The organism is Corynebacterium pacaense (assembly GCF_900169525.1).
Taxonomy (GTDB): Bacteria; Actinomycetota; Actinomycetes; order Mycobacteriales; family Mycobacteriaceae; genus Corynebacterium; species Corynebacterium pacaense.
This window is the reverse complement of record NZ_LT821240.1, coordinates 990,769-1,009,043: the sequence shown is the minus strand read 5'-3', so window position 1 is coordinate 1,009,043 and position 18,275 is coordinate 990,769. Positions and strand designations below refer to the sequence as shown.

Below are 18,275 nucleotides of genomic sequence, written 5' to 3'. Positions count from 1 at the left end.
AATGTCCGTGGAAGAACTTCTCGACGCCCAGTTCGAGCAGATCGGCGATCCGGCACTTCAGGGGATCCGCGCACGACGGGAGCGACTGGTGGATGCGCCCACCCCGCTGCAGCGGCTGGACAGGTTGCGGAAGTCACTCGGGGGCGGGCCGGAGCTGTGGATCAAACGAGATGACCTCACCGGCCTGGCGCTCGGTGGAAACAAGGCCCGGAAGCTGGAGTACCTCCTGGCCCAGGCGCGGGCGGAGGATGCCGATACACTGGTCACGGTGGGTGCGGCGCAGTCCAACCATGCGCGCCAGACCGCCGCGGCCGCTGCCGCCGCAGGCCTCGAGGCGGTGCTGGTCCTCAGGGTTGCGCAGGGGGCCTCCGAGAACTACCGCACCTCCGGCAACATCCTGCTCGACCGCATATTCGGCGCGAGGATCGTTTTCGCGGAGGAGACCCCGCAGGATCCGCATCCGGAGCGGGCTCTGGCGGAGGAGATTATCGCTGTGCTCAAGGCGCAGGGGCGGCGGCCGTTTTTCATTCCCAGTGGAGGTTCCACGGAGATCGGCGCGCTCGGCTACATCGAGGCCTACGCGGAGATCGCGTCGGCGGGGGTGGAGTTTGAGGAGATCGTCCTCGCCAGTGGCAGCGGTGGAACCCAGGCGGGATTGATCGCGGGACGTCAACTGCTCGCCGGTGCCGGCCTGCCCGCCATTCACGGTGTGGGTGTCGGGCCCGGGGTCGCGGAGTTCCGTGATGAGGTGGAAACTCTGAGCAGACGGACCCTGGCGCTGTTCGGCAGGGAGCTGGATGAGTCACCGATTGTTGATGATGCACACACCGGATCGGCCTACGGCGTGCCCACCGAGGCCGGCCTGGAGGCGATCCGTCTGTTCGCCCAGACGGAGGGGATACTCCTGGATCCGGTGTACACCGCGAAGGCGGCGGCCGCGCTGATCTTCGGCATCAGGGCGGGGAGGTACCGGGAGGATGCCAGAGTCCTGTTCCTCCACACCGGCGGTGCACCCGCGCTGTTCGCCTACGCCGGCGAGCTTCCCGCCGGCTGGTGATCAGCTGAAGACCCCCGCGTTGAGATAGCGTTCACCGGTGTCCGGGAGGATGGCCACGATGGTTTTTCCGGCGTTCCCCGGCCTCCGGGCCAGTGTGGTCGCGGCAGCCAGGATCGCACCGGCGGAGGGGCCGACGAGCAGGCCCTCCGCGCGCAGCACCGCGCGGGAGAAGCCGTAGGCCTCGACCGCCTCGACCGCGATGACCTCATCGGCGATGGTGGTGTCGTAGTTCGGGGGGAGCTGACCCTCCTCGAGATCGAGAACCTTGTGCACGCCGTCGATCTCGGCGGGGTAGATGTTGTCCTCGGTGGGCAGCGAGGCATCACCGGGCTCGACCACCACCACCTGCAGATCGGGATTGGCCTCCTTGAGGTAGCGGCCGGCCCCCGAGACGGTTCCACCGGTTCCCACGCCGGCCACCAGGAAATCCACCTCGCCGCCGGTGTCGCGCCAGATCTCCGGGCCGGTGGTTTCGAAGTGGATCTGCGGGTTCACCGGGTTGGACAGCTGATTGGCCACGAAGGCGTCCGGGTGCTCTCGGAGGATCTCCGTCACGAGGATCTCCAGGCCCTCCGGATCCAGGAAGGTGCTGTTGGGTACATCGATGACCTCGGCGCCGAGCACCTCGAGGAGGCGCCTCTTGTCGGGGCTGGTGTTGTCGCCGAGGTAGAACTTCGTCGGGTAGCCCCTGCTCGCCGCGATGGCGGCCAGGGCGATGCCGGTGTTACCGCTGGTGATATCGACGATAAGCGTTCCAGGGGTGAGCAGGCCGCGTTCCTCCGCATCGCGGATGATCGTCCAGGCGATGCGATCCTTGATGCTGGAGAGCGGGTTGAAGAACTCCACTTTGCCCAGGATCCGGGCCAGTGACCCGTGTGCGGAACCCAACCGGTCGAGGTCGAGCAGGGGAGTGTTGCCGATCAGCTCGGTGATGTCACCGGCAATCGGCGTCGGGGGGCGCGATGCGGTGTCCGCCGCGGCCTGCCTGTTGAAGACGGGTCCCTCCACCGGCGGATGTGCAACGGTGGTTGATCCCGTGGCTTCGCTGACGGGTGTTGACATGTGGATTCTCCTGGTGCGCTCGTTCGAGGGGTGGATGGGGCTCCACCCGTGTAGCACACGAGGCTAACAACCGGGAGGGCGGATGACCCTCATTCGATTCCGCACGAATTGAACTGCGCCCGGGGGATCACACCTCCTGCCGAGGCGGTCAGCGCAGTGTCCGCCAGGCCATGACGGATGCCGCGACCATCAGGATCGCACCGATGGTGCTGGTGACCATGACTCCGGAGTCGAAGGCGTGCCGCGCCGACTCCGCTAGCAGCCCGCCGGTGGCACCATCGATCTCATCGGCGATCCGGATGGCGTTGCCCAGGGTCTCCCGGGCCGAATCGGCCAGGTCCGCGGGCAGGTCACCGGGGAGTTCGACCCCCGAGCGGTAGGTGGCGTTGAGGATGCTGCCCAGAACCGCGGTGCCGAGGACGGCACCGGTTTCATATGCGGTCTCGGAGATTGCCGAGGCGGCGCCGGCCTTCTCCGGGGGGACGGCGGAGAGGATGAGATCGTTGGAGATCGTCTCGGCCCCGCCGATGCCCGCGCCCAGAATCACCGACGCCAGGATGAGTCCGAGGTCGCTGCCCTGGGCACCGGTCAGGGCGATCATGAGGTAACCGGCTGCGTTGAGCAGCAGGCCGGTGGTGACGATCGCCGCCGCCGAGAACCGCTGCGCGAGTTTGACCACCACGAGGCCGGCGATGATGGTGATCACCAGGGAGGGCACCAGCATCAGACCCGCGGTCATAGGGGAGTGCCCGCTGACCAGCTGCAGGTGCTGGGAGACGAAATAGAGGAAGCCGACGAGTGAGAAGACGCTGAGCAGATTCGCCAGCACCGCGCCGGTGAACGTCGGCCGTGTAAACAGGCGGACATCGAGCATCGGGTTGCCGCGGCCCAGCTGCCGACGCACGAAGGAGGTGCCGGCGACGATGCTCAGTGCGATGCAGGCGAGCACCACGAGGTCCACCCCCGAGGTGGCGAGCCTCTTGATCGCAAAGACCAGTGGTCCCATGGTGGAGATGATGTACACGACGCTCGTTCGATCCACCGGAGCGGGATTCGGGTCCCGGGACTCCGGGATGAGCCGGGGGGCGAGGGCGAGCAGGGGCAGCATGACCGGCACGGCCATGAGGAAGACCGAACCCCAGTAGAAATGCTCCAGCAGGAATCCACCGACGATGGGGCCCAGCGCCGCACCCCCCGAGAAGCCCGCGGCCCAGATGGCGATGGCGGTGCGACGCTGCGTGGGATCGGTGAAGATGTTGCGGATCAAAGACAGCGTGGCGGGCATGATCATGGCCCCGAACACGCCCATGCCGGCACGGCCGAGTATGAGGGGGAAGGCGGTCGGTGAAAAGGCCACGAGCGCCGAGATCACCGTGAAGCCGGTGGAGCCGATCAGAAGCATTCTGCGTCGGCCGATCTTGTCCCCGAAGCTGCCCATGGGTATCAGCAGTGCCGCGAGGACCAGGGGGTAGATGTCAACGATCCAGAGCAGCTGGTTGCCGGTCGGTTGCAGATCCTCCGTGATCCTGGGTAGCGCGAAGCTGAGAACGGTGTTGTCCACCGAGACGAGCAGCACGGGCAACATGAGCACAGCCAGTGCCGCCCAGGGGCGGGAATGCTGAATGGTGGGCGTAGGGGCAATCATGGGAATCCATCGGGTGGGGTTGTATGAACCCCCATACTGTAACGTCTGGACTGTACAGTAGGCAAGCGGTAGGGTGAATAACCATGAGTACCCGTGAGCGAATCCTGGACACCTACGAAGCAATCCTCATCGGGGAGGGTGAGCGGGCCGCCACCTTCGACCAGATCGCCGCGAACGCGGGAGTGTCCAAGGGTGGTCTGCTCTATCACTTCCCCGACAAGCGGGCGCTCGCACAGGGTCTGCTCGATCGGCTCCGCGCGCTCGTCCTGGAGGACGCGGCAAGGATGGAGGTAGCACCGGAAGGTCCCTCCGCCTACTACATCTCCTCCTCGGCGTTCACCGGCGATCCCCTGGACCGCGCGCTGCTCGCCGCCACCCGCCTGGGTCCCGAGGGCGGATTCCACCTGGTGCGAGAGATCTTCGATGAGGTCCAGGCCATCTGGTTCCGGCTGATCCTGGCCGAGGTCGGCGACGAACCCGTGGCCAGGGCGATCATGCTCATCGGAGACGGGCTCTACTACAACGCACTGCTCACCGGCGGCCTCGATATGGGGGCGGCGGCGGTGGAGCCAGGCCGGATCAGAGAGCTGATCGGGGTCGTCGACAAGCTCAAATCCCTGGCCTGATCCGTGCGGTGGCGGGCGGGGTAGCGGGTAAGCTTAACGCCAAATCCCCCCGGAGAAGTTAAGGAGCAGCGGTGTTTGAAAAGGTGAAGCGTTCCTCATTCATGCTTATTGCGGTCGGTGCGGTCGCCGTGGTGTTCGGCATCGTCGCCGTGGCGTGGCCGGCGGCGACCGCGCTCGCGCTCGTGCTCGTCTGGGGCTGGTACGCGCTGGTGGACGGCATCCTCCAACTGGCCGCCGGTGTCCGCAGTGGGGAATCCCCGGGACGGTGGCTGATTATCGGGATGGGAGCGCTGGGGGTCCTCGCCGGACTCGTCGCCATCTTCCGCCCACTCGACAGCGCGATCGCATTGACCTGGGTATTGGGAATCTGGCTGGTCGCGCGCGGTGGCGTCCAGGCGGCCACGGCCATCACCACCGATGTCGGTTCCTCAAGAAATCCGAAATGGCTGCTGATCATCGGCAGCCTCCTGTGGATCCTAGGTGGCGTGCTGTTCATGGCGAACCCGGGGGCCGGCGCCGTGGCACTGAGCGGCTGGCTGGGCATCCTCGCCATCCTGTGGGGAGTGTTCCTGCTCGGTGGCGGCGTCATGCTGTACTCCTCCGGGAAACGGGAGAGGTAGAGACCCGTCGACAGGCTCCGGCAGCCGCGGTGGAGGCTTCCGATAACATGAAGCCATGAGCGATTTCACGCCCACTGACCTGCGGGGATTTATCGCTGTCGCGGCGTCGGGGCACCTGACGGACACCGCGGACGCCCTCGGCGTGCCGCAACCCACACTGACCAGGCGGATCAGGCGGGTGGAGGCGGCCGTGGGGGCGGATCTCTTCGACCGCGGCGGCCGCCGGCTCAGTCTCAACGCCAGGGGCAGGGCGTTCCTGCCGCACGCGGTGCGGATGCTCGATGAACTGGCGGACGGCTCCGCCAAGGTGGCGCGCCTGATGGACCCAGAGCGCGGCACGGTGCGCCTTGATTTCATGCACTCGCTGGGGACCTGGATGGTTCCCGATCTTCTCAGGGACTACCGCGCGCGGCACCGGCTGGTTGATTTCCGGCTGCATCAGGGTGCGGCGCAGGTGCTCATTGACCGCGTGCTTGACGACGCCTCCGACCTGGCACTCGTCGGACCGCGCCCGGAGGAGGCCGGCACGGAGCTCGGTTGGCACCAGCTCAGGTTGCAGCGGCTGGCGCTGGCGGTACCCGAGGGGCACCGCCTCGCGGAGCCGGGCGCGGTGCCCATCGATCTCCGCGAGGCCAGCGAGGAGAACTTCATCGGCATGTTTCCGGGTTATGGAACCCGGCTTCTGCTGGACCGGATCAGCGCCGACCTCGGTTTCACGCCGACCCTGGTGTTTGAATCAATGGAACTGACAACGGTGGCAGGGCTGGTCTCCGCAGGTCTGGGGGTGGCGCTGCTTCCGCTCGATGATCCCTATCTAGCCCCCGTCGGACTGGTGCTCCGCCCGCTGGATCCACCGGCCCACCGGGAGCTGGGGCTGGTCTGGCGCGCGGGAGCGGAGCCGGCTCCGCCGGTCGATCTCTTCCGCCAGTTCGTCATGCAACGCTGACTCGCGGCCGACCCCTCAGCTGTCCAGCAGCTCCCTCACCGATTCCGGATCGGCATCGGAGAGCATCTGGCGGCAGCGATCATATTCCTGATCCTCACCGATGAGCCGGGCCGCACGCGCCAGGGCGGCGATGGCGCGGAGGACGCCACGGTTGGGTTCGTGGGAGTAGGGGACCGGGCCCCATCCCTTCCAGCCGTTGGCGCGCAGGCGGTCGAGACTCCGGTGATAGCCCGTGCGCGCGAGGGCGTAGGCCTGGATCTTCTCCTCATCGGAGGTGACGGAGCCGATCGCTTCCTCGGCGCGTACGGCCCAGACGAGCGGACTGTCGGGGTGGGCGAGGGCGGTGGCGGTCAGCCCCGGATCGGCCCCTTCTGCCGGATCCGGAGGAAGTTTCACCGGTGGTGGGGCGAGCATGTCATTAATATTGACCATGTCCACTATCCTATCTGTGCTCGGTTCTATGGGATGGGAGAGGCAATTATAGTGAGCAGTGCTGTCGAGGGATCAACCGCGGGAAGAGCCGGGGTGCGATCATCCTCCTACCGCTACGATCTTGATGGACTTCGTGGGATCGCGATCGCCTTCGTGGTCATCTTCCATGTCTTCGTCGGGAGGGTCTCCGGAGGAGTCGATGTGTTCCTCCTGCTCTCCGGCTACTTCTTCCTCGGTTCGCAGCTCAGGTACGCCGATCGCCCGGATGCCTCCCTCAACCCCTGGTGGCCGCTGTGGCGGACCGCGCGCAGGTTGCTGCCCGCGCTGGTGCTGGTTCTGGCCTCCACCACGCTGATCGCACTGCTGTGGGTTCCGGCTCTGCAGCGCATCGACATTGCCAACCAGCTGGTGGCCAGCCTCTTCTACGTGCAGAACTGGGAGCTGGTGCGCCAGGGGGCCACCTACGGTGCCGCCAGCGATGCGGTCAGCCCCTTCCAGCATCTGTGGTCAATGTCGGTGCAGGGGCAGTTCTATCTCTTCGCCATCGGACTCGGGTTCGCGGTGATCCTCATCCGCCGCTACCGCCCCGGGTTGTCCGCCATGCGACTGGCCACCCCGGTGCTCGCAGTGTTGACCTCGGTGTCCTTCTTCTCCGCCCTGCTCTGGCACTTCATCGACCAGCCGCTGAACTACTACTCCACCTTCACCCGTTTCTGGGAACTGGGTCTCGGTGCGCTGTGCGTTCTCTATGCCCCGAGGATCACCCTGGCGTTCCGGGTCCGCGAGATTCTCACGGGGGTGGGCCTGGTCATGGTGCTGACCACCGGTCTGATCATCGACGGTGCCGCAATGTTCCCCGGGCCCGGCGCCCTCTACCCGCTGATCGGCGCGTGCCTGATCATCCTCGGCGACGGCAGGGTGGCCACCTTCCTGGCCTCACCGCTGATGCGCTGGCTGGGCGACATCGCCTACCCGCTCTACCTCTGGCACTGGCCGCTGCTGATCATCGCCCTCGCCCTCTTCGACCGCACCGAACCGACGGTCATCCTCGGCATCGCGGTGGTGCTGCTCTCGGTCCTGCTCGCCGATCTGACCCACCGCTTCGTGGAAAAGCCCCTGCGGCAGCATGCGCGGCGTCCCGCCTTCCGTGAGGCACGCGGTGCGGCCGCGATCGACCAGCTGCGCACCCAGGCGGTCGCCCGCAGGCGTGCCGGTGCCGCGGTGGCCATCACCGTCATCGCGCTGACCCTGACCGCGACTCCCGAGGTGCTCCACAGGCGCGTGCTGGATTCCCAGAACACCAGGCTTGATCCATACACCTATCCCGGCGCCCTTGCGCTGAGCGGAGTCACCTATCCGAGGGCTGAACCGGAGCCGGATCCCTATCTTCTCGCCGATACCGTTTCACCGGCATGGGCGAAGGGGTGCATGTCCACCTTCGATGACGCACCCGATGAGATTGTCAATGACCGATTCGACGATGACTACTGCGCCTTCGGCGACAAGGAGTCCGAGATCGAGGTCTATCTCGTCGGAGGCTCGCACTCTGAACAGTGGATAGGGCCCCTGGACAGTCTCGGACAGACGCACGGATTCAGGGTCACACCGCTGGTGCGCCAGTCCTGCCCGGCATTCGTGGAGGATCTGGATGGTGTCTTCGGTGAAGACTGCGCCGAATTCAACGGCCGCGTCATCGAAAGACTGGAAAAGGTGCAACCGAACCTGGTCGTTAGCAATTCCACGCGACCACTTCTGGAGAAGGGGCGGGGCATCGATGAGGTACCGGAGTCGTATGTGACCCTCTGGGACTTCCTCGAGAACCGGAACATCCCCTTCCTCGGTCTCAGGGACAATCCGTGGTTCATCCTTGAGGATGGCAACGGATGGCTGGTTTCGCAGTGCATGGCGGAGGAGGGGGACCCTGGGGCCTGCAGCATCGACCGTGACAACTTCTACGCGCCGGTGGATCCGGCGCACCGGGAGCTCTCAGCGCGGGCCAACATGATCGTGGTGGACACCTCGGACTGGTTCTGTCCCGGGACTATCTGCCCACCGGTGATCGGCAACGTCTATGTCTACCGCGACGGCAACCACATCTCCGATGATTACGCCCTCTCGCTGAGTCCCTTCATCTGGAACAGCCTGCGCCAGCTGCTCCCGCTCTGAGGTCATCGGTTCCAGAGATCCGCGACGTCCATACCGAAGCCGTAGATGGCGCGACGGACCACCGGAAGGGACAGGCCGATCACCGAGGAGGGGTCGCCGTCGATGGAATCGATGAACCAGCCCCCGAGCGCCTCGAGGGTGAAGGCGCCGGCGCACTCAAGGGGTTCGCCGGAGTTGGCATAGGATTCAATATCGGCATCCGAGACCTCGGCGAAACGTATCCGGGTTCGGCTGGCCGACACCAGGCGCTGCGATCCCCAGATGATGGCGTGGCCGGTGAGCAGCTCGGCGGTGCGGCCCCGTTGGGCCCGCCACCTGTCGATGGTGGCCGCGACGGTGTGCGGTTTACCCTGCAGCCGACCGTCGAGGAGCAGCATGGAGTCCCCGCCGATGATGATATCGCCGGGGTAGAGCGGGGCGACCTGTGCGGCCTTGGTCTCCGCGAGGGCGGTGACCACCCGCTCCGGTGGGGCGTCGGCAAGCTCGGTCTGGAGGGCCTCCTCGTCGATCTCCGCCGGGTGGATGACTGGGTCCACCCCGGCGGAGTTGAGTATCATCCGCCGGGAGGGCGAGGCCGAGGCGAGAACCAGGCGCATTTCTTAGAAGAAGTTGACGTTCTGGAACGCGCTGGGGTTGAAGGTGGTGTGACGCTGCAGGCGTTCATCCAGATTGCCCCACTGGTTGCGTTCGCGGGAGGCCTCCTCCGCCTGGGCCGAGGCGGCCAGGCCGGCGAATAGTACCGTCAGCGCCGCCACCTGGGTGGGTTCGGGATTACCGGACAGGACCTGCAGAAAAGTCTTTTCAGACATTGTTCTCCTTGTGCTTTAGAGCGGAATGTTGCCGTGCTTCTTGGCGGGAACGTTGACTACCTTGCGGTCGAGCAGACGCAGGCCCTCGATGATCTGTCCGCGGGTCTCGGAGGGCGGGATCACGGCGTCGACATAGCCGCGCTCGGCGGCCATGTAGGGGTTGACCAGGGTCTCCTCGTACTCCTTCTCGTAGGACTTCATCACCGCTGCGACATCCTCACCGGCTGCGGCCGCGGCCTTGAGTTCCTTGCGGTAGATGAATCCGACGGCGCCGGAGGCGCCCATGACCGCGATCTGTGCGGTCGGCCAGGCGAAGACGAGGTCCGCGCCCATGTCCTTGGAACCCATGACGCAGTAGGCTCCACCATAGGACTTGCGGGTGATCACCGTGATCTTTCCGACGGTGGCCTCCGCGTAGGCGTAGAGCAGCTTGGCTCCGCGGCGGATGATTCCGTCGAATTCCTGGTTGGTTCCGGGGAGGAACCCGGGGACGTCCACCAGTTCGATGATCGGGATGTTGAAGGCGTCGCAGGTACGGATGAACCGCGCCGCCTTTTCGGAGGCCTTGATGTCGAGACAGCCGGCGAACTGCATGGGCTGGTTGGCCACGATGCCCACGGACCGGCCCTCGACGCGGGAGAAGCCGCAGAGAATGTTCTCGGCGAAGCTGTCCTGGATCTCGAAGAACTCGCCGTCATCGACGATCCTGGTGATGACGTCCTTCATGTCATAGGGCTGGTTCGGGGAATCGGGGATCAGCGAATCCAGCTCGAGGTCCGAGTCCGTGATGTTCTCCTTGATGGAGCCGATCATGATGTCGGCCTCCTGCCTTGGGGTCTCCGCACGGTTGTTGGAGGGCAGGTAGCTGACGAGATCGCGGACCCAGTCGAGGGCATCAGAATCATCGGAGGCGGTGTAGTGCGAGGTGCCCGAGGTCGACATGTGGGTGTGCGCACCGCCGAGTTCCTCCTGCGTGACGTCCTCGCCGGTGACGGTCTTGATCACGTCGGGGCCTGTGATGAACATCTTGGAGGTCTTGTCCACCATGATGATGAAGTCGGTCAGGGCGGGGGAGTAGACGTGTCCACCTGCGCAGGCACCCATGATCAGGGAGATCTGCGGGATCACGCCGGATGCCTGGGTGTTGCGGTAGAAGATCTGGGAGTAGAGACCGAGGGAGACCACGCCCTCCTGGATGCGGGCTCCGGCGCCTTCATTGATGCCGATCAGCGGAACACCGGTTTTGATCGCCATGTCCATGATCTTGACGATCTTCTCGCCGTAGACCTCACCGAGCGCACCGCCGAAGACCGCACCGTCCTGGGAGAAGACGCACACCTTGCGACCATCGATCGTTCCATAACCGGTGACAACACCATCGGTGACCGGTCGCCTGGCATCCAGGCCGAAGTTCTTGGAACGGTGGCGCGCGAGCGCATCGACCTCAACGAAGGAATCCTCATCGAGCAGGTACTCGATGCGTTCACGGGCGGTCTTCTTTCCCGCGTCGTGGACGCGGTCCACGGACGCCGGCCCCATGGGTGCCTGTGCCTCGGACAGGCGTGCGCGGAGGTCGGCCAGTTTCCCGGCCGTGGTGGTCAGATCAGGTGCGATGGTTGCTGCAGTCATGGTTTCTTAGTTTAAGCCTTGGGGTGGGTTCACGAGTAATAGTTGGGAAACTTCCCGGGGAAAAATGGTGAAGCGGGTGTGGGCTTTGATCACACCCGCTACCCCCTGTCGGTGTTGCTCTCCTCCCCGATTCCCCGGGGGGAGGGCCCTCCTGGAGACGGACCGACACCCGGACCCCGTCGACCACGGGGGCCGCGGCGACGGGGATCCGGGTGCCGGTGTTCGGGTGCCGGTGGGGACACCGTCGCGGCGGGGATCCTAGAGCGGGATGTTTCCGTGCTTCCGGGCCGGGCGGGTGACGTTCTTGTTCCTGAGCAGACGGAGGTTGCGGGCGATCTGACCGCGGGTCTCGGAGGGGAGGATGACGGCGTCGATCAGTCCGCGTTCGGCGGCGAGGTAGGGATTGAGCATATGATCCTCATACTCGCGCTCGAAGGACTTGGCCAGCGCCTGGACATCGAGTCCCTTGGCGTCGGCGGCCATGAGCTCCTTGCGGTAGATGAACCCGACCGCGCCGGCGGCACCCATGACGGCGATCTGCGCCGTCGGCCATGCCAGGTTCACATCGGACCCCAGCCCCTTGGAACCCATCACGCAGTAGGCTCCGCCGTAGGCCTTGCGCATGGTCACGGTGATCTTCGGGACGGTGGCCTCGCCGTAGGCGTAGAGCAGCTTCGCGCCACGGCGCAGAATGCCTCCGTACTCCTGGCCTGCGCCCGGGAGGAAGCCGGGGACGTCGACAAGCATGACGATCGGGATGTTGAAGGCGTCGCAGGTGCGCACGAACCGGGCGGCCTTCTCGGAGGAATCGATGTCCAGGCAGCCGGCGAACTGGGTGGGCTGGTTGGCCACGAATCCGATCGCCTGTCCCTCGATGCGGCCGAAGGCGATGACCACGTTCTCCGCGCGGTCCGCCTGGATCTCCAGGTACTCGCCGTCATCGGTCAGGCATGCGATGACCTCGCGGACATCGTAGGGAACGGTGGCGGAGTCGGGGATGATGTCATCGAGCTTGAGATCATCGGCGGTGATGTTTTCCTCAATGCCGCCCTCCTCGGCGTCGAAATCCTCGGAAGGGGAGTAGGAGCGGTTGTTCGAGGGGAGGAAGGACACCAGGTCCTGCACCCAGTCGAGTGCCTCCTCATCGCTGTGTGCGGTGTAATGGGAGTTGCCGGCGGTGACCATGTGCGTGGTGGCGCCACCGAGCTCCTCCTGGGAGATCTCCTCGCCGGTGACGGTCTTGATCACGTCGGGGCCGGTGACGAACATCTTGGAGGTTTTGTCCACCATGACCACGAAGTCGGTCAGGGCCGGGCCGTAGGCGTTGCCGCCGGCACAGGCGCCCATGATCACGGAGATCTGGGGGATCACGCCGGATGCCTTGATGTTCTGGTAAAAGGTCTGGGAGATATAGTCCAGCGAGACCGCACCGTCCTGGATGCGGGCGCCGGCACCCTCGTAGAGGCCGATGAGCGGGCGGCCGGTGTCGATGGCCAGCTCCATGATCTTGATCATCTTTTCGCCGTAGACCTCGCCGAGCGCACCACCGAAGACGGTGCCGTCCTGGGAGAAAATGCACACCTCGCGGCCATCGATGGTGCCCCAGCCGGTGACGATACCGTCGGTGACGGGGCGCTTGGAGCCGAGGCCGAATGCGGTGGTGCGGTGGCGTGCGAGCTGATCCATCTCAAGGAAGGATCCCTCATCGAGCAGGTAGTCAAGCCTCTCGCGGGCGGTCAGGCGATCCGCGGCGTGGACCTTCTCAACGGCCTTCTCGCCCATCGGGAAATGGGCCTCCGCACGGCGGGCCTTGAGGTCGGCGATCTTGCCGGCGGTGGTGTTGATGTCTGGCAGGTTGGCGACGTCAATCAAAGGTGAGGAAATGGTCATGTTTTGCAAGCGTAGTGCCAGACGGGGGTGGCGTCCACAATTTCTTTTCGGTGATATATGTCACTTTCTATGAATGTCCAGCTGGCGGGCCTTTTTCAGGATGCGGAAAGGCAGGGCGTGTCGGGTGGATCACCATATGTCCTCGGTAGAGTTGCTTCCATGAATCGTTCACCTCTGGACTGGGACGCGTTGATTCGTGATCTCGTCACAACAGGCCCCTTCGCCCGGGTTGACTACACCGCGGAGACGGGTTCGACCAATGAGGATCTGCTGCGGGCCGCGCGCGAGGGGGCACCGGCTTGGACCGTGGCCACCACCGAGTTCCAGGGAGCTGGCAGGGGAAGGCTGGGCCGGCCCTGGACCGCACCGCCGGGTTCCCAGACGATCTTCTCCGTACTCATCCGCCCCTCACGCGAGCAGTTGACCTCACTTGGAACGGTGCCCCTGGCCTGCGGGCTGGCGATGATGGATTCACTGTCGGAGCACAGCGTCCCCGGTGCGGGACTGAAGTGGCCCAATGATGTTCTGGTGCGGGGGAGGAAACTGTGCGGGATCCTCGTCGAAGCGGCAAGTCTGGACACCGACCCTGCCGTGGTGATCGGCATGGGAACCAATATCACCCTCGACACCGCCGAGCTGCCGGTCCCGCACGCCACCTCCCTCGCCCTGGAGGGTGTAAGCGTGGATCGCACCGAGTTCATCGTCTCCGTGCTCCTCAACATCCACCGGAGGGTCGGGCAGTGGGCCGAAGGCGAGCGGAACTGGCTGGAGGACTACCGCCGGGTGTGCAGCAGCCTGGGTCAGGATGTGCGCGTCATCCTTCCCGGGGACAGGGAGATCCTCGGCGTCGCGGTGGGCATCGCCGACGGTGGCCAGCTCCTGGTGCGCGACGCCGCGGGCACGGTGCACACCCTCAGTGCCGGCGAGGTCACCCATCTGCGACTGCAATAGGCTGCGACAGGGTGCAGTAGGGTGTAGCCCATGCCGGGGAAGAGGATAGCCGAAGGGGAGAGGGTCTTCGTCGACCTCACGGCGCCGCTGTCCACCCTGTTTTTCCCCGTCCTCGAGCTGATCATCATCACCGGGGTGTGCTGGATGGGCGTCGGGTACCTCGACCGGCTTCCCGGCCTCGACGGCAGCAGCCCCGCGGCGGCCTTCCCCGTGGGCACCCGGGAGGCACTGCTCTGGCTCTGGGTCCTGCTGAGCACCTGGCGCTTCCTCATACCCCTGGTTCGGCGGCGTCGTCAGAGACTGACGGTCACTGACCGGCGGGTGCTCATCCGCAGCCCCGGCCTTCGTTCGCGATATGACTCCATCCCGCTGAGCCACATGCAGGGTGTTCGGCGTCGGCGCGGCACCCTCTACCTGGGCCTGGGTGGACAGGAACGACCCTATGTGGTGCCGGAGGTTCCAAAGGCCAGGAAGGTGGAGTCCATCCTCAGCGATCTGCTGTACCGCTAGAGACCGTATAGTAGGAATTCGTGACTTCCCAGAACCCTGCTGACGGAAACCCCGACGCACATGCTCCGGGCATGCCCGTCGTTGCCATCATCGGTGACGGCCAGCTCGCCCGGATGATGCAGACAGCGGCGATCGAGCTCGGACAATCAGTACGGCTGCTCGCCGGTTCCGCCGACTCCTCGGCGGCCCAGGTCGCCGCGGATGTGCTGCTCGGTGACTACACCGACATCGATGATCTGCGGCGGGCCGCCCGCGGCGCCGATGTGGTGACCTTCGACCACGAGCACGTTCCCACCGAGCACCTGCGGCAGTTGATCGCAGACGGCGTCAACGTCCAACCCGCACCCGATGCGCTGCTCAACGCCCAGGACAAACTGGTGATGCGCAAGCGGCTGCGTGAGCTCGGAGCCCCGGTTCCCCCCTTCGCAGCCATCACGAATGTTGAGGATGCGCTGGCGTTCTCTGATGCCGTGGAGGGAGCGGTCTGTCTCAAGGCGCGTCGTGGCGGCTATGACGGCCACGGGGTCTGGTTCCCGGCGGATCGGGAGGAGCTGTCCACACTCGTGGCCGATCTGCTGGCCCGGGGCACGGAACTGATGGCGGAGAAAAGGGTCACCCTGAATCGGGAGCTGTCCGCCGTGGTCGCGCGCACCCCTTCCGGCGAGACTGCCGCCTGGCCCGTGGTGGAGTCCGTGCAGCGCGAGGGTGTCTGCGCGGAGGCCGTCGCCCCGGCTCCCGACCTCGGTGCCGAACTGCAGCACTCCACCCGCGCGCTCGCGGAGAGGATCGCGACGGAGCTCGGTGTCACCGGTGTGCTGGCGGTGGAGCTGTTTGAGACCCGGGACGCCAACGGCCAGCCGGAGATCTACGTCAACGAGCTCGCCATGCGTCCGCACAACACCGGCCACTGGACCCAGGACGGCTGCGTGACCAGCCAGTTCGAGCAGCATCTGCGTGCCGTCCTCGACTACCCGCTCGGCTCGACCGCGACGCTTGCCTCCCATACCGTCATGGCCAATGTCCTGGCCGCGCAGGAGGATCCCGCCGAGCCGATGGCGCAGCGCATGACGCAGGTGTGGGAGCGCTTCCCGAATGCCCGCATCCATCTCTACGGCAAGGGCTTCCGTCCCGGACGCAAGATCGGTCATGTCAACATCACCGGTGCGGATCTCACGGATGTGCGTCGAAACGCAACGGCAGCGGCCCACTACCTCGTCCATGCAACGTGGCCCATGGAGTAATGCCATAGCCTCGGCATCGGAGTGACCACCCCCTCAACAACGGATGAATGTAAGGAATACGATGGAACCGCTGGTTGGATTGATCATGGGCTCGGACTCGGACTGGGACACCGTCTCACCCGCTGCGGAGATACTCGCGGAGTTCGGGATTCCCTTCGAGGTCGGTGTGGTCTCCGCCCACCGCACGCCGGAGAAGATGCTGGCCTACGCCAAGACCGCCCATGAGCGCGGACTGAAGGTAATCATCGCCTGCGCGGGCGGCGCGGCGCACCTTCCCGGGATGGTCGCGGCGGCCACACCCTTGCCGGTCATCGGGGTTCCGCGCGCGCTCCGGGACCTCGACGGCCTTGATTCGCTGCTGTCCATCGTCCAGATGCCCGCCGGCGTGCCCGTGGCCACCGTCTCCATCGGCGGAGCCAGGAACGCGGGCCTGCTCGCCGTGCGCATCCTCGGCACCGGCAATCCCGAGCTGATCTCCCGCATGAGCCGGTACCAGGAGGATATGGCCGCCGAGGTCGAGTCCAGGGACCGCGCGCTGCGAGACCGTCTCATGGGTCAGTGAACCCCATCCTCGTTCTCGGATCCCGGGTGCGGGACGGGCAGGTGAGCGCACTGCTGGCCTCCCGGCTCGACACCGCACTTTCGCTTGCCGACGCCCACGCGGCACGCCCCATCGTGGTCAGCGGCCTCGGCGAGGCCGCCGCGATGGCCGAGTATCTGACACGGCGCGGGGCCGTCAACGTCATCGAGGAGCCCGCGGCGACAAGTACCAACGAAAATCTCGAGAACGCCCGCGCCCTTTTCCCCGACACCGCCGGGTGGACGGTGGTGACCAATGGATTCCACTCCCTGCGGACCCGGCTCTGGGCCTGGCACCTGGGGATTCCCGTGACCATCGTGCGTGCGCGCACCCCCCGAGAATGGCGGGTGAGGATGCTGGCCCGCGAGTGCTTCGCACTGCCGCATTCGGCACTGCGGGTGCTGTGGCGAAGGATCAGGGCGTTGAAGAACTGAGCCTTCACGCGTAGACAGGGCCCATGAGCACATTCGCACTGGAAAACCCGAGCACCGGACAATCAGAGCTACACTTCGACCGCATCGACGACGCAGAGCGCGGGGGGATCCTCGACCGTTCCACGGCCGCCTTCAACAGGTGGCGGACCACCACCATCAGCGAACGTGCCGCCGTCCTCGGGCGCACCGCTGACCTCTACGAGGCCAACATCGAGGAGCTGGCCGATCACATCGGCCGCGAGATGGGAAAGCTGACCCGCTGGGCGAAGATGGAGATCGGCGTGGTGATCGACATCTACCGCTGGTACGCGGAACACGCCCATGAGCTGCTCGCCGATGTCGAGCTGCCCGCCCAGGGTGCCTTTCACACCTTCGTGCGAAAGGAACCCCTTGGTCCCCTCCTGGGCATCATGCCGTGGAACTTCCCCTACTACCAGGTCGCCCGCTGGGCCGCCCCGAACCTGCTGCTGGGCAACTCGCTGATCCTCAAGCACGCATCGATCTGCCCGCTGTCCTCCCGGGCATGCCAGGACCTGCTCGAGGAGGCGGGCCTGCCCGAGGACACCTTCATCAACGTCTACGCCTCCGGATCCCAGATGGACGGGTTCGTCTCCGACCCGCGGATCAGGGGGGTGTCACTGACCGGCTCCGAGGCCGCCGGCGCCGCGGTGGCACGGACGGCGGGGGAGAACTTCAAGAAGTCCCTGCTCGAGCTCGGCGGAAATGATCCCTTCCTCATCATCGATGATGAGAACCTCGACTGGGTGCTCGAGCTGTTCGTGCGGATCCGGATGTACAACACCGGCCAGGCGTGCAATGCGCCCAAGCGGCTCATCGTGCTGGAGGAATTCTATGATCGGACGGTCTCATTCCTGCAAAGGCGCATCGCCGACCTCAGCGTCGGAGCCTACGACGACCCCGATGCCGACGTCGGACCACTGTCCTCCATCGATGCCCGCGATGAGATTGTTGAACGCCTGGAGAAGGCGGAGAGCAATGCGGAGGCACGCATCCTCACCGGAGGCGGGCGGATCGACCGGCCGGGCGCCTTCATGGAGCCTGCGCTGCTCGTCGATGTGGATCCCGCGGCCGACGTCGGATGCAATGAGATCTTCGGACCGGTGGCACTGGTGTACAGCGCTGCGGACATCGACGAGGCCGTGGAGCTGGCCAATGATTCCGAGTACGGGCTGTCCAGTTCCGTATGGGGCAACGATCCGGAGGTGGCGCAGCAGGTCGCGTTGCGGCTCAATGACGGCATGACCTTTGTAAATGAGCACGCGGTGACCGCTGCCGGCCTGCCCTTCGGTGGCATCGGGCGTTCCGGTTACGGTCGGGAACTGGGTCGATGGGGGGTCGGTGAGTTCCTCAATGAGCACCTCTACCGCGTCAGCGATCAGAGCAGCCCCGGAGCCTCGCCCGCGGCATAAGCACGCTGCACGGCCGGATCCGCCCCCCGCGGTGTCAGCGGCGTCTGGCCCGCCACACCGCCACCGTGGCAATGACGAGAACTAGGGCCAGCGCCGCCGGCCACACCAGCGGCTCGGGGCGGAAGACATTGATGATCGCCTGCAGCACCGCGATACCGGCGAAGAATCCCAGGAACCCGAGCAGGGCGTCATGGCGCAGGCCGTGGCGCCTATCCTCCGATTGATCCTGCACGGTGGCACCCCCCAT

General features: G+C 65.6%; 19 protein-coding genes. 11 read left to right on the top strand and 8 right to left on the bottom strand.

Annotated elements, in window-relative coordinates:
- The first annotated feature begins 1 nt into the window (after nt 1).
- Entirely contained in the window at nt 2–1,057 is a 1,056-nt protein-coding gene (locus B7E02_RS11710) for a D-cysteine desulfhydrase family protein (protein ID WP_080796279.1), read from the top strand.
- Here the strand turns inward: B7E02_RS11710 and B7E02_RS11705 are convergent, their stop codons facing one another.
- Together B7E02_RS11705 and B7E02_RS11700 are read right to left on the bottom strand one after the other, a co-directional pair.
- Nucleotides 1,058–2,119, bottom strand: coding sequence for a PLP-dependent cysteine synthase family protein (locus B7E02_RS11705; protein WP_080796277.1), 1,062 nt, complete (start codon nt 2,117–2,119; stop codon nt 1,058–1,060). It lies immediately after the preceding gene.
- Nucleotides 2,120–2,267: 148 nt separating this feature from the next.
- Complete coding sequence (locus B7E02_RS11700; RefSeq protein ID WP_080796275.1) at nt 2,268–3,764, bottom strand: MFS transporter; 1,497 nt, start codon at nt 3,762–3,764, stop codon at nt 2,268–2,270.
- 83 nt (nt 3,765–3,847) lie between these two features.
- Between B7E02_RS11700 and B7E02_RS11695 the strand changes: the two genes are divergently transcribed.
- The 3 genes from B7E02_RS11695 to B7E02_RS11685 all read left to right on the top strand — a co-directional run bounded on the left by B7E02_RS11695 (nt 3,848) and on the right by B7E02_RS11685 (nt 5,956).
- Nucleotides 3,848–4,390, top strand: a complete 543-nt coding sequence (locus B7E02_RS11695; RefSeq protein WP_080796274.1) for a TetR/AcrR family transcriptional regulator — start codon at nt 3,848–3,850, stop codon at nt 4,388–4,390.
- Nucleotides 4,391–4,461: 71 nt separating this feature from the next.
- The gene (locus tag B7E02_RS11690; RefSeq protein ID WP_218672389.1) at nt 4,462–5,010 is read left to right on the top strand and encodes an HdeD family acid-resistance protein; all 549 of its coding nucleotides are present in this window, start codon (nt 4,462–4,464) and stop codon (nt 5,008–5,010) included.
- Between the two features lie 55 nt (nt 5,011–5,065).
- Complete coding sequence (locus B7E02_RS11685) at nt 5,066–5,956, top strand: LysR family transcriptional regulator (protein ID WP_080796272.1); 891 nt, start codon at nt 5,066–5,068, stop codon at nt 5,954–5,956.
- 15 nt (nt 5,957–5,971) lie between these two features.
- On the opposite strand, the gene B7E02_RS11680 is transcribed toward B7E02_RS11685, so the two are convergent.
- Nucleotides 5,972–6,388 carry a DUF3151 domain-containing protein gene (locus B7E02_RS11680; RefSeq protein ID WP_080796269.1) on the bottom strand — a complete coding sequence of 139 codons (417 nt, stop codon included), beginning with the start codon at nt 6,386–6,388 and terminating at the stop codon, nt 5,972–5,974.
- 51 nt (nt 6,389–6,439) lie between these two features.
- Between B7E02_RS11680 and B7E02_RS11675 the strand changes: the two genes are divergently transcribed.
- Complete coding sequence (locus B7E02_RS11675) at nt 6,440–8,554, top strand: acyltransferase family protein (RefSeq protein ID WP_245802266.1); 2,115 nt, start codon at nt 6,440–6,442, stop codon at nt 8,552–8,554.
- A 2-nt stretch (nt 8,555–8,556) separates the two neighbouring features.
- On the opposite strand, the gene B7E02_RS11670 is transcribed toward B7E02_RS11675, so the two are convergent.
- The 4 genes from B7E02_RS11670 to B7E02_RS11655 form a co-directional block, all read right to left on the bottom strand.
- Nucleotides 8,557–9,150, bottom strand: coding sequence for a Maf family protein (locus tag B7E02_RS11670; RefSeq protein WP_080796265.1), 594 nt, complete (start codon nt 9,148–9,150; stop codon nt 8,557–8,559).
- A 3-nt stretch (nt 9,151–9,153) separates the two neighbouring features.
- Nucleotides 9,154–9,363 carry an acyl-CoA carboxylase subunit epsilon gene (locus B7E02_RS11665; RefSeq protein WP_080796263.1) on the bottom strand — a complete coding sequence of 70 codons (210 nt, stop codon included), beginning with the start codon at nt 9,361–9,363 and terminating at the stop codon, nt 9,154–9,156.
- 15 nt (nt 9,364–9,378) lie between these two features.
- Nucleotides 9,379–10,992 (bottom strand): acyl-CoA carboxylase subunit beta, encoded by a 1,614-nt coding sequence (locus B7E02_RS11660; protein ID WP_080796261.1) that lies wholly within the window; start codon nt 10,990–10,992, stop codon nt 9,379–9,381.
- A gap of 258 nt (nt 10,993–11,250) precedes the next feature.
- Entirely contained in the window at nt 11,251–12,882 is a 1,632-nt protein-coding gene (locus B7E02_RS11655) for an acyl-CoA carboxylase subunit beta (RefSeq protein WP_080796259.1), read from the bottom strand.
- Nucleotides 12,883–13,041: 159 nt separating this feature from the next.
- Between B7E02_RS11655 and B7E02_RS11650 the strand changes: the two genes are divergently transcribed.
- The 6 genes from B7E02_RS11650 to B7E02_RS11625 all read left to right on the top strand — a co-directional run bounded on the left by B7E02_RS11650 (nt 13,042) and on the right by B7E02_RS11625 (nt 18,028).
- Entirely contained in the window at nt 13,042–13,833 is a 792-nt protein-coding gene (locus tag B7E02_RS11650) for a biotin--[acetyl-CoA-carboxylase] ligase (protein WP_143336744.1), read from the top strand.
- Between the two features lie 30 nt (nt 13,834–13,863).
- Nucleotides 13,864–14,343, top strand: a complete 480-nt coding sequence (locus tag B7E02_RS11645; protein ID WP_080796254.1) for a PH domain-containing protein — start codon at nt 13,864–13,866, stop codon at nt 14,341–14,343.
- Between the two features lie 20 nt (nt 14,344–14,363).
- Nucleotides 14,364–15,584 (top strand): 5-(carboxyamino)imidazole ribonucleotide synthase, encoded by a 1,221-nt coding sequence (locus B7E02_RS11640; protein ID WP_281248242.1) that lies wholly within the window; start codon nt 14,364–14,366, stop codon nt 15,582–15,584.
- A gap of 61 nt (nt 15,585–15,645) precedes the next feature.
- The gene (gene purE, locus B7E02_RS11635) at nt 15,646–16,146 is read left to right on the top strand and encodes a 5-(carboxyamino)imidazole ribonucleotide mutase (protein WP_080796249.1); all 501 of its coding nucleotides are present in this window, start codon (nt 15,646–15,648) and stop codon (nt 16,144–16,146) included.
- Nucleotides 16,143–16,598, top strand: a complete 456-nt coding sequence (locus B7E02_RS11630) for a YdcF family protein (protein WP_080796247.1) — start codon at nt 16,143–16,145, stop codon at nt 16,596–16,598. Before purE ends, B7E02_RS11630 begins: the two co-directional genes overlap by 4 nt.
- 23 nt (nt 16,599–16,621) lie before the next feature.
- Nucleotides 16,622–18,028: an aldehyde dehydrogenase family protein gene (locus tag B7E02_RS11625; RefSeq protein ID WP_080796245.1), complete on the top strand. Its 1,407-nt coding sequence runs from the start codon at nt 16,622–16,624 to the stop codon at nt 18,026–18,028.
- A gap of 34 nt (nt 18,029–18,062) precedes the next feature.
- Here the strand turns inward: B7E02_RS11625 and B7E02_RS11620 are convergent, their stop codons facing one another.
- Complete coding sequence (locus tag B7E02_RS11620) at nt 18,063–18,260, bottom strand: hypothetical protein (RefSeq protein ID WP_245802265.1); 198 nt, start codon at nt 18,258–18,260, stop codon at nt 18,063–18,065.
- Between the last annotated feature and the right edge of the window lie 15 nt (nt 18,261–18,275).